Here is an 11,831-nt window from a genome sequence, read left to right on the forward strand (position 1 = left end):
CATGTGGCTACAACACCTATCTCTCAAAACTTTTCGTAACTACAAAGAGACGAAAATAGACTTTAATCCTAAATTAAATGTCTTTTTAGGACGCAATGCACAAGGTAAAACAAATATGTTAGAGGCTATCTATTTTTTAGCCTTAACACGCAGTCATCGAACTCGAACTGATAAAAATCTCATTCATTTTGATGAGGAACAGCTTCATCTTTCAGGTCTTGTTCAGAAAAAAACTGGATCCATTCCTCTCGAAATCGAACTAACACAAAAAGGCCGTGTGACAAAAGTGAATCATTTAAAACAGGCACGCCTTTCAGATTATGTCGGACACATGAATGTTGTCTTATTTGCTCCTGAAGATTTACAACTAATTAAAGGAGCACCTTCGGTTCGACGAAAATTCATTGATATGGAGCTTGGGCAAATTAAGCCAATCTATTTATCTGATTTAACTAATTATAACCACATCCTTAAACAAAGAAATACCTATCTAAAATCAGCTCAAACAATAGATGAAACCTTCCTTTCAGTACTAGATGATCAGCTAGTCGATTATGGATGTCGTGTGATGAATCACCGCTTAGATTTCATAAAAAAACTAGAATCATTTGGGCGTAAGAAACATTTTGAACTCTCTAATCAGATTGAAGAGTTGTCAATAGCCTATCAATCTTCTGTCAAGATAGCTGACAAAGAAAACTTATCAGAATCTTTCAAAATTGCTTTAGAAAAAAGTAGGTCCAGAGATTTATTTAAAAAGAATACTGGTGTTGGTCCTCATCGAGATGATATTTCTTTTTATATAAATGGGATGGATGCTAGCTTTGGAAGTCAAGGTCAACATCGTAGTCTCGTCCTTTCTATAAAATTAGCAGAAATCGAATTAATGGAAAGTATTACTACAGAGTCTCCAATATTACTACTTGACGATGTTATGAGCGAACTTGACAACACTAGACAACTAAAATTATTAGAAACGATTTCTCATTCAATCCAAACCTTTATCACAACAACAAGCATAGATCATCTTCAAAATCTACCAGAAAATCTAAGTGTTTTCACTATTCAAGATGGTAAAGTTGTTGTAAATAAAACTTGACAATATTGTAAAAGAACTCCTGTTTTTGCAGGAGTTCTTTTTATTTCTTTTACATAGAATAATTTGGTGCCTCATTAGTAATTTGTACATCATGAGGGTGGCTTTCTTTCAAACCAGCACCAGACATTTCAATAAATTGAGCGTTATCATGTAATTCTTTAAGGTTAGCCGCACCACAGTAACCCATACCAGATCGGATACCGCCAATCATTTGGAAAACGATATCAGCTGCCGCTCCTTTATAAGCAACACGACCTTCAATTCCTTCTGGAACGAGTTTGTTTGCTTCATTGACAGAACCTTGGAAGTAACGATCGCTTGAGCCTTTCTTCATAGCAGCGATTGAACCCATACCACGGTAAGTCTTGAATTTACGTCCTTGGAAGATTTCGGTTTCTCCTGGAGCTTCATCAGTTCCAGCAAACATAGATCCAAGCATAACAGCATTTCCACCAGCCGCAAGAGCTTTTACAATATCTCCAGAATACTTGATTCCACCGTCAGCAATGATCGTTTTACCATATTCACGCGCAACAGCTGCAGCATCATAGATAGCTGTTACTTGTGGAACACCAACACCTGCAATTACACGAGTAGTACAGATAGAACCTGGTCCAATACCAACCTTGACAACGTCTACACCTGCTTCGTAAAGTGCGCGCGCTCCCTCAGCAGTAGCAATATTTCCAGCAATCAAAGTACGATCTGGGAAGTGAGCACGAATCTCAGCAATTTTACGCAAGACACCTGCAGAATGACCATGTGCAGTATCAATAACAATCGCATCTGCTCCTGCCTCAAAAAGAGCCTCTGCACGTTCAAATGTATCTGAAGTAACACCTACTGCACCTGCAACTAGAAGACGACCAAACTCATCTTTAGCAGCATTTGGAAACTCAATAACTTTTTCAATATCTTTGATAGTAATCAAACCAGAAAGACGACCTTCTTCATCTACCAAAGGAAGCTTTTCAATACGGTGTTCTTGAAGAATACTCTCAGCTGTTGCAAGATCTGTACCCACAGGAGCAGTAACAAGATTTTCACTTGTCATATGATTTGAGATTGGTTGGTTATAGTCTGAAATAAAACGAAGATCTCGGTTTGTCAAAATACCAACCAATTTACGATTCTCAAGTGTTTCAACAACTGGAACACCACTGATGCGGTAACGACCCATAAGTTCATCTGCTTCAGCAATTGTATGTTCAGGCGTCAAGAAGAACGGATCAATAATAACTCCATTTTCAGAACGTTTTACCTTACGAACCTCTTCTGCTTGTTGAACAATTGACATGTTTTTATGGATAACTCCGAGACCGCCTGCACGAGCAATAGCAATGGCCATTTGACTCTCTGTAACTGTGTCCATGGCAGCGGTAATAATTGGGATATTTAAAGTCAAATTATCTGCCAATTTAGTTGTTAAATCTGCATCGTTAGGCAACACATGACTTTCAGCTGGAATAAGCAATACATCATCAAAGGTAAAACCTTTTTTCAAAAATTTAGTGTCCCAATTAGACATTCGAAGTTTCCTCTTTTCTTTCTTTTTGAGCTTGACTCTTTTTATATTGTATCTATCATACCATTCTATAAAAATTTGTCAAATGTTACAGGGGTAAATAAAAAACTATCTTTTCTTCGAGATAGAAATGATAGTTTCTTGTAAAATAAACTTAGTTAAAGTAATGAAGTCCCATTGCTCCTTTAACCTCAGATAGGGTCTGACCTGCAACTTCACGTGCTCTTTCACTACCTTTTTGAAGCATATTATAAACTTCTCCCATATCCTTAGCAAATTCGATACGGCGCTCTCGAATAGGACCCAGTTCACGTTCTAATATTTCAAGTAGATAACGCTTGGTCTTCACATCACCAAGACCACCTCGTTGATAATGTTCTTTCATGTCAGCAATTTCTTGAGCATCTTCTGGACGACCAAAAACATCTAGATAATGGAAAACCATATTTCCTTCAATTTTACCTGGATCCTCAACGCGGATATGATCTGGATCTGTATACATACTCATCACTTTTTTACGCAAAGTATCCGCATCATCAGCTAAATAAATACCATTATTGAGTGATTTGGACATTTTAGCATTTCCATCTAAACCAGGCAAACGCCCTGCTCTCTCATTTTCTGGATAAATACCTTCCGGCTCTACCAATACATCACAGTTATATGCATTGTTAAAAGAACGAACAATTTCACGAGTTTGCTCAATCATTGGTTTCTGATCTGTCCCAACAGGAACATAATTAGCCTTAAAAGCTGTGATGTCAGCTGCTTGAGCTATTGGATAGACCAAGAATCCTGTCGGAATGCTTTCTCCAAATCCTTTTTGAGCAATTTCTGTCTTGACAGTGGGATTTCGTTCCAAACGTGCTAATGACACCAGATTCATATAATACATAGACAACTCAGCTAATTCTGGAATTTGGCTTTGAATAAAGATAGTTGATTTACTTGGATCCAATCCAACTGCAAGATAATCCAAAGCAACATTTCCGATAGACTCTACAATGGTTTGAGGGTCTTTAGCATGATCTGTCAAAGCTTGTTGGTCAGCCAAGAACACAAACATATCATACTTATCCTCTTCCTGTAATAATACTCGATTTTTGAGACTTCCAACATAATGTCCAATATGCAATTTTCCTGTTGGACGGTCTCCTGTTAAAATAATGGGTTTAGTCATTTTGTTCTCCTTAGATATAGTCCCTTCAATTATAGCATTTTTTTAATGAAATAACCGTAATTTATCAAAATAAATCAGCCTTTCTATTTACGGATTCGTGTAAAGTATGCTGTAAATTTAATTTACACAAAATTGACAGATAAAAATTTGAATATTTCCGTATTTTCTAGTAGAATAAATATATTACACATATAGGAGAAAAACATTGCTTACAGTATCTGATGTTTCACTACGTTTTAGTGATCGCAAACTTTTTGATGATGTCAATATCAAATTTACAGAAGGAAATACTTACGGATTAATCGGTGCTAATGGTGCCGGAAAATCAACCTTTTTAAAAATTTTAGCTGGAGATATCGAACCTACTACTGGTCACATCTCTCTTGGTCCAGATGAACGTCTCTCTGTTCTTCGTCAAAATCACTTTGACTATGAAGATGAACGTGCCATTGATGTCGTTATCATGGGAAATGAAAAACTTTATAGCATCATGAAAGAGAAAGATGCCATCTACATGAAGGAAGATTTCTCAGATGAGGATGGAGTGCGTGCTGCCGAACTTGAAGGAGAGTTTGCCGAGCTTGGAGGATGGGAAGCAGAAAGTGAAGCCTCTCAACTCCTTCAAAACCTAAATATCCCAGAAGAATTGCACTATCAAAATATGAGCGAATTGGCCAACGGTGAAAAAGTAAAGGTTCTCCTCGCCAAAGCACTTTTCGGTAAACCTGATGTTCTTCTCTTGGATGAGCCTACCAATGGTTTAGATATCCAATCAATTACATGGCTAGAAGACTTCTTGATTGATTTTGATAACACCGTTATTGTTGTATCCCATGACCGTCACTTCTTAAACAAAGTATGTACTCACATGGCCGACCTTGACTTTGGAAAAATCAAACTCTATGTCGGGAACTACGACTTCTGGAAGGAATCTTCTGAGCTCGCTGCTAAATTGCTAGCAGACCGTAATGCCAAAGCAGAAGAAAAAATTAAGCAATTGCAAGAGTTCGTTGCTCGTTTCTCTGCTAATGCTTCTAAATCAAGACAAGCAACATCACGTAAGAAAATGCTTGATAAGATTGAACTTGAAGAAATTGTACCATCTAGTCGTAAATATCCATTTATCAACTTTAAAGCGGAACGTGAGATTGGTAATGATCTCTTGACAGTAGAAAATCTATCTGTAAAGATTGATGGTGAGACTATTTTAGATAATATCAGCTTTATCTTGCGTCCAGGTGATAAAACAGCACTTATTGGACAAAATGACATCCAAACGACTGCATTAATTCGTGCAATCATGGGTGACATTGACTATGAAGGAACTGTCAAGTGGGGAGTAACTACTAGCCGTTCTTACTTGCCAAAAGATAACTCGGCAGATTTTGCAGGGGGAGAATCAATTCTTGACTGGTTGCGTCAATTCGCAAGTAAAGAAGAAGATGACAATACTTTCCTACGTGGCTTCCTCGGCCGTATGCTCTTCTCTGGAGATGAGGTTAACAAACCTGTAAATGTCTTGTCAGGGGGAGAAAAAGTTCGTGTCATGCTTTCAAAACTCATGCTCTTAAAATCAAATGTCCTTGTACTTGATGATCCAACCAATCACTTGGACTTGGAATCTATCTCAAGCTTGAACGATGGATTAAAAAACTTTAAAGAATCAATCATCTTTGCTAGCCATGACCACGAGTTTATTCAAACTCTAGCTAACCATATCATTGTCTTGTCTAAAAATGGCGTCATTGACCGTATCGATGAAACCTATGATGAATTCCTAGAAAATGCAGAAGTACAAGCAAAAGTTAAAGAACTTTGGAAAGACTAAATAAAACTTCAAAACTCAGTTGGGTTAACCAGCTGAGTTTTCTAACATTTTATGAGGTAACATGAAATTATTTTTTAAAACATATTGGACCTACTTTGTTTCTTTCATCATTCCCGTAATCATTATGATAGGAGTATATCTATCTCAAGGTATCTACTGGAATAGCGATACATCTCCACTATTAGGAGATGGGTTTCATCAATACGTTATTTTTGATGTAGCTTTACGAAATATCCTACATGGAAATGGTAGTCTGTTTTACACCTTTACAAGTGGCCTCGGATTAAATTTCTATGCCCTATCTAGTTATTACTTGGGAAGTTTCCTTTCACCACTAGTTTACTTTTTTGATCTAACTAATATGCCAGATGCTGTCTATCTGACAACTCTCTTAAAATTTGGATTGATTGGACTGTCAACTTACTTTAGTTTAAATAAATTATTTAAATCGATTCCTAAGCCTTTAAAACTAGCTTTATCTACTTCCTATGCTCTGATGAGTTTCACTGTCAGTCAATTAGAGATAAAAACCTGGCTAGATGTTTTTATCTTGATTCCTTTAATTATAACTGGTTTACAGCTACTTATCACTGAAAAGAAATTCCTATTGTACTTTACAAGTCTGTCAATCTTATTTATCCAAAACTATTATTTTGGCTATATGACAGTATTGTTTCTTATTTTCTGGTATCTCTGTCAAATTTCGTGGAACTTTAAGACTCGAAAATCATCTGTTCTTGATTTCATAGTTATCTCCTTTTTAGCTGCTATGGCTAGTTTGATTCTGACTCTTCCTACTCTATTTGATTTACAGACACATGGAGAAAAATTAACTGAAGTTACAAAGTTTCAAACTGAAAGTAGCTGGTATCTTGATCTCTTTGCTAAGCAATTCATTTGTTCCTTTGACACAACAAAGTATGGGGCTATCCCAATGATTTTTGTTGGACTGCTTCCCTTTATTTTAACTATTTTATTTTTTACGCTGAAATCTATTAAGTTTCACGTGAAACTTATCTATGCAATCTTCTTTACATTTTTAATTAAAAGCTTTTATATAGAAGCTCTTGATTTATTTTGGCAAGGCATGCATACTCCAAACATGTTTTTACATCGCTATGCTTGGATTTTCTCTACCTTGTTAATTTACACAGCAGCGGAAGTCTTAAATCGTCTAAGAGAAATTAAAATCTGGAACTTTTTAGTTTCGCTTTTTCTTGTAGTAACAGGATTTTTAGCTACCATCTATCTAAAATCGCATTATTCTTTTTTAACAGATTTGAATATTCTGCTTACTCTTGAATTTTTGGTTGTCTATTCGCTTTTACTCCTTGCATTTATCAAAAAGTTTATCTCTGTAAATCTATTTGCCATTCTAATCTCTTTATTTATAATGGTTGAAATAAGTTTAAATGCTTCATCTCAAATGGACGGAATTGCAAAGGAATGGGGATTTGCTTCTCGAAGTGCATATAGTAGAGATATCCCAGCTATGGAATCTTTCTCAACATATATTGAGGATCCATTTACTCGTACTGAGAAACTACAAACTCAGACAGGGAATGATAGTATGAAATTTAACTACAATGGAATATCTCAATTTTCATCTGTTCGAAATCGTTCAGCAAGCTCTACTTTGGATAAACTTGGGTTTAAATCCTCTGGGACTAATCTCAATCTCCGCTATGCAAATAATAGTATTTTGGCTGATAGTTTATTTGGTATCCAGTACAATATCTCAGACAGTCCTATTGATAAGTATGGTTTTAAAGATATCTATCAAAAAGATAATCTTACCCTATATGAAAATCAATACTCTCTTCCGATTGCATTTGCTAGTCAATCTGTTTACAATGATGTCAAGTTCACTGAACACACTCTAGATAATCAGGCCTCGTTTTTAAATCAACTTGCTAATGTCAATTTTGATTATTTTTCTCCAATACCTTATGAAAAAACTGAAAATACTGATGATTTGATTAGTATTAAAAGTTCTTCAAATGAGGATGCAGCAATCCAGTATCAAATTGAAGTACCAGAAAACAGCCAAGTTTATCTTTCTTTCACAAACCTTCACTTTTCTAATGACAAACAAAAGAAGGTTGACATTCTTGTAAATGGTGAAAAAAAGATTTTTACAACTGATAATGCCTTCTCCTTCTTTAATCTAGGCTATACAAAAGAGAAAAAAACTTTCAATATTCATGTTAGTTTTCCTGGAAATTCACAAGTATCATTTGAATCTCCTACCTTCTACCGTTTAGATACCCAAACTTTAACTGAGGCAATTCAAAAAATTAAAGAACAACCTGTCACAGTATCAACTTCTAAAAACAAGGTCTTTGCTACATATGATGTTAAGCAAGATACGTCCATTTTCTTCACCATTCCTTATGATAAAGGCTGGTCTGCCTACCAAGATGGTAAGAAAATAGAAATTAAACAAGCTCAAACTGGTTTTATGAAAGTTGACGTTCCTAAGGGAAAAGGAACTATTACACTTTCCTTTATTCCCAATGGGTTTATTACTGGAGCAATCTGTTCCCTTACTTCTCTCTTACTATTTGGAACCTATAATCACAGACGAAAGTCATCTAAAGCATAAAAAATCGACCAATTAATCGGTCGATTTTTTTAATCTTCTTCCATTTTCTTAGGTCGATAGGCTAGCATACCTAAACCAGTAAATAGGGCTAATATCACAGCAAGGAAAATGACTTGATGATGAATATTTCCTGTCATAGAGATTGTTTGTCGTAATCCCGAAACTGAATAACTCATTGGTAACCAAGGATTAATAGCTCTAAAGAAATTATTTGTCAAAGCAAGTGGATAGGTACCTGCACTTGATGCTAACTGTAATAATAGCAAAATAAGAGAGAAGAAAGCTCCTATACGGCTATTCCATGTTGTTAATGCAGTTACCATAGACATAAATGTTAAGCTTGCGATAATAATTAAGAACAAGGTTCTCATTTCATGATTTGCTGTTAGACCAATAAGATGAACGCCACCATAGACTAAGACAGCGGCTAAAACAGCTATAACCCCATTTATCTCAAAGCGAGATTTGAACCAAGCCCAGCGAGTTTCAGGATGACGACCTGAAGGTAATTTAGCAAAAATCATATTTGTTGATAATGCAGCGACAAAGAGAGCGACTGATATCATATAAGGAGCCATAGCAATCCCATTTACAGGAACTTGATCATTGTCTGTTTTTGAAAGATTGAGTGGATTTGACAAAATCTCTGCATTTTTAGATTCTGTTGATGCTGATTTTAGTTGATTGCTAGCACTTCTTAAGCCTTGTCCTAGATCAGTAGTTCCTACTTGTAAACTTTCAATACCAGCAGTTAAAGTTGCTCCACCTTCAGCTAATTTTCCAGTACCATCTGCTATCTTCATAGCGCCACTTCCTAGTTGGGATGCTGCAGAAAGTAATTGTGTTGATTTATCTGTTAATTGATCAGAGCCAAATTGTAATTTAGTAAGAACTGCTATTAACTCTGGACTCTTATTGTTCAATTGAGCAGAACCAGATGATAGTTTTTCAATACCTGTTACTAATTCTGGAGTTTTCCCAGCTAGAGTATCCAAACCAGTTGTCAATTTTGAAGAGTTTTCTGTCAACTTGGTTGAGCCAGAAACCAATTGATCCAAACTTGTTGTTAAAGTTGTATTCTTTTCACTTAGTTGATTTACACCTAAAGAAATAGTATCCAATCCCTTAGTATACGCATTAACTCCATTTTCAATTGATTGACTTCCGGGAACTAACTGATTATCTACAGCATTTTGCAACTGTGTAAATCCACTTGACATAGATGTCAAGGAACTAGACGCTATAGGTAAAAGTTGATTTGCTTTAGTCTGTAAAGTAGAAAGATTAGAGACTGGTTGGTTTATACTTCCTAAATTTTCTTTTAAATCTCCTGCCGTCGTTAAAATTGCTTTTGCTGACTCTATCGTAGAATTAGAATTATTTGAAACAGCTTCAGTCAATTCTTTTTTCTGAGTTTCAGTGAGAGATTGATAAGTTGCTGTTGCTTGAAGATTTGTAAGAGTTTTCTCTTGCTCTGCTTGACTATTAGTCACAATAGTTTGAGCAAGAGTCGTTATATTTGTTAAGTCATTAGATATTGTATTTTTAAGATCAGTATTATCTGAAACTGTAACTGATTGGAGAGCCTTATTCAACTCATCTAAACTGCTTGCTAACTGTGTTATATCCTCTTTCTGTTGAGATGAAGTATTTAATTGTGTGGATATTTCTTTTATTCCTTTATTTAATTGAGTAATACCGTCTCTCAATGTATCTGATTGACTTGATAGTTGGTTTGTACCAACAGATAATTTGTCAACTCCGCTTGTATAGGCATTGACACCAACCGAAAATTGACTGAGACCTGAATTGAGTTGTGAAACTCCACCAGCATATGACTTCATCCCTGTATTTAACTGGTTGACACCTGCAACTAATTCTGGAGTTTTCGAAGATAATTGATTAAGTCCTGTGTCAACCTGTGAAACCGCACTTGTATAGTTCTGTAAACCATCATTAAATGTTCCTAAGCCACTATTCAGTTGCTTTACTCCTGTGACATACGTTGTCAACCCTTTTGTAAATTGATCTGTTCCATCCGAAAAGATTAAACTTGAGCTAGCTAAAGTAGCAAGATTTGAAGACAATGTCTGACTTCCTACAGCTAACTGACTGGCCCCGTTAGCCAATTGTTCACTTCCATCGGCTGCCTTCGTTAAACCGGATTTTAAATCACCCATCTTTTGAAATAAAGCTTTCGTATAGGATTCGGTTACATTAGCAGAAACATTCTGTTTTAACTGTGTCATCGCAGAATCGCTCATCTTGCTGGCAATAAAACTATGACCACTTGAAGTCTGATAATCGATTTGCATTTGCTCTGGATGATTCGTTAAAATAGAAGCTGCTTTTTCAGATAAATCACTTGGTAAAGTCACTACCATATAGTAATCGCCATCTTCCAATCCCTTCTTTCCTTCATCTTCATCTACAAAATGAAAATCCAATGATTTATTTTGCTCTAAATTAGACACCATGTCTTTTCCTATAGACATGGTATTACCATTATAGGAAGCTTCTTTATCATTATTGACAACTGCCACAGGTAAGTCAGACAATTGACCATATGGATCCCACATTGATGACAAAAATATGACATTGTACAGAGCGGGAATAAGAGAAATCCCTATCATGACAATAATAAAGTTTGGTTTTTTAAAAATTGCTTTCCATTCTTTAAACATAGTTTCTCCTTTTTTAAACACATTGTCTAAAATTTTGATATAATAGATTATACAATAAAAAATATAAATTACAAGATAAAAAAATCAATTTTTAGACACATAGTCTAATTTGTTTATAAGGAGGAAATATGCAAGAAAGTAACAAACGCTTAAAAACAAAGCGAACTATTGAAAATGCTATGGTACAACTACTGATAGAACAGCCATTTGATCAAATTTCTACTGTCAAGTTAGCAAAAAAAGCCGGAATTAGTCGTTCCAGCTTCTATACTCACTATAAGGATAAGTATGATATGATTGAGCACTATCAAAGCAAGCTATTCCATACATTTGAATATATTTTTCAAAAACATGCTCATCACAAAAGAGACGCTATTTTAGAAGTCTTTGAATATCTAGAATCAGAACCACTTCTGGCTGCCCTTCTTTCTGAAAATGGGACTAAAGAAATCCAAAATTTCTTACGAAATAAACTTCATATCATGCTCAGTACGGATTTACAAAAACGCTTTATGCAACTAAATCTAAATACCACTGAATTAGAATATAGTAGTATTTATCTAACTCACGCACTTTTTGGTGTTTGCCAAACTTGGATTGCACATGGAAAAAAAGAAAGTCCTCAAGAAATAACAGACTTCCTTATGAAGATGCTTGGTGATATAAATTGATACAAAAAAGGGAACAACACTATGTTCCCTTTTATCTATACTCCGCCAGTAGGACTCGAACCTACGACATCATGATTAACAGTCATGCGCTACTACCAACTGAGCTATGGCGGATAAAATAGTCCGTACGGGATTCGAACCCGTGTTACCGCCGTGAAAAGGCGGTGTCTTAACCCCTTGACCAACGGACCTTCTATCTGTAGCAGATATAACCATTATATCAATTTCTTGCTAATTGT

Annotated in this window: 7 protein-coding genes and 2 tRNA genes; 4 read left to right on the forward strand and 5 right to left on the reverse strand. The window is 35.6% G+C overall.

Translation table 11 applies throughout. The annotated features are described in order from the left end of the window. Position 1 precedes the first annotated feature (1 nt). A complete protein-coding gene (gene recF, locus HMPREF2628_RS01650; RefSeq protein ID WP_070842134.1) occupies positions 2 to 1,099 on the forward strand; it encodes a DNA replication/repair protein RecF in 1,098 nt (365 codons plus the stop codon). A gap of 49 nt (positions 1,100 to 1,148) precedes the next feature. Here recF and guaB read toward each other — a convergent pair whose 3' ends face one another. Continuing rightward, positions 1,149 to 2,627, reverse strand: coding sequence for an IMP dehydrogenase (gene guaB / locus HMPREF2628_RS01655; protein ID WP_004255294.1), 1,479 nt, complete (start codon positions 2,625 to 2,627; stop codon positions 1,149 to 1,151). Positions 2,628 to 2,778: 151 nt separating this feature from the next. After that, positions 2,779 to 3,804: a tryptophan--tRNA ligase gene (gene trpS, locus HMPREF2628_RS01660; protein WP_000165457.1), complete on the reverse strand. Its 1,026-nt coding sequence runs from the start codon at positions 3,802 to 3,804 to the stop codon at positions 2,779 to 2,781. A 205-nt stretch (positions 3,805 to 4,009) separates the two neighbouring features. Here trpS and HMPREF2628_RS01665 point away from each other — a divergent pair, with 205 nt between their 5' ends. Beyond that, positions 4,010 to 5,632: an ATP-binding cassette domain-containing protein gene (locus HMPREF2628_RS01665; protein WP_000958767.1), complete on the forward strand. Its 1,623-nt coding sequence runs from the start codon at positions 4,010 to 4,012 to the stop codon at positions 5,630 to 5,632. 61 nt (positions 5,633 to 5,693) lie between these two features. Then, complete coding sequence (locus HMPREF2628_RS01670; RefSeq protein ID WP_070842135.1) at positions 5,694 to 8,237, forward strand: YfhO family protein; 2,544 nt, start codon at positions 5,694 to 5,696, stop codon at positions 8,235 to 8,237. Positions 8,238 to 8,266: 29 nt separating this feature from the next. Here the strand turns inward: HMPREF2628_RS01670 and HMPREF2628_RS01675 are convergent, their stop codons facing one another. Beyond that, positions 8,267 to 10,921 carry a YhgE/Pip domain-containing protein gene (locus HMPREF2628_RS01675; protein WP_070842136.1) on the reverse strand — a complete coding sequence of 885 codons (2,655 nt, stop codon included), beginning with the start codon at positions 10,919 to 10,921 and terminating at the stop codon, positions 8,267 to 8,269. Between the two features lie 128 nt (positions 10,922 to 11,049). Between HMPREF2628_RS01675 and HMPREF2628_RS01680 the strand changes: the two genes are divergently transcribed. Further along, the gene (locus tag HMPREF2628_RS01680) at positions 11,050 to 11,592 is read left to right on the forward strand and encodes a TetR/AcrR family transcriptional regulator (RefSeq protein ID WP_049491103.1); all 543 of its coding nucleotides are present in this window, start codon (positions 11,050 to 11,052) and stop codon (positions 11,590 to 11,592) included. A gap of 40 nt (positions 11,593 to 11,632) precedes the next feature. Here the strand turns inward: HMPREF2628_RS01680 and HMPREF2628_RS01685 are convergent. Beyond that, a tRNA-Asn gene (locus tag HMPREF2628_RS01685) sits at positions 11,633 to 11,706 on the reverse strand. Positions 11,707 to 11,711: 5 nt separating this feature from the next. After that, positions 11,712 to 11,783, reverse strand: a tRNA-Glu gene (locus HMPREF2628_RS01690). Positions 11,784 to 11,831: the final 48 nt, after the last annotated feature.

Source organism: Streptococcus sp. HMSC063B03 (assembly GCF_001836965.1).
GTDB classification, from domain to species: Bacteria; Bacillota; Bacilli; order Lactobacillales; family Streptococcaceae; genus Streptococcus; species Streptococcus pneumoniae_F.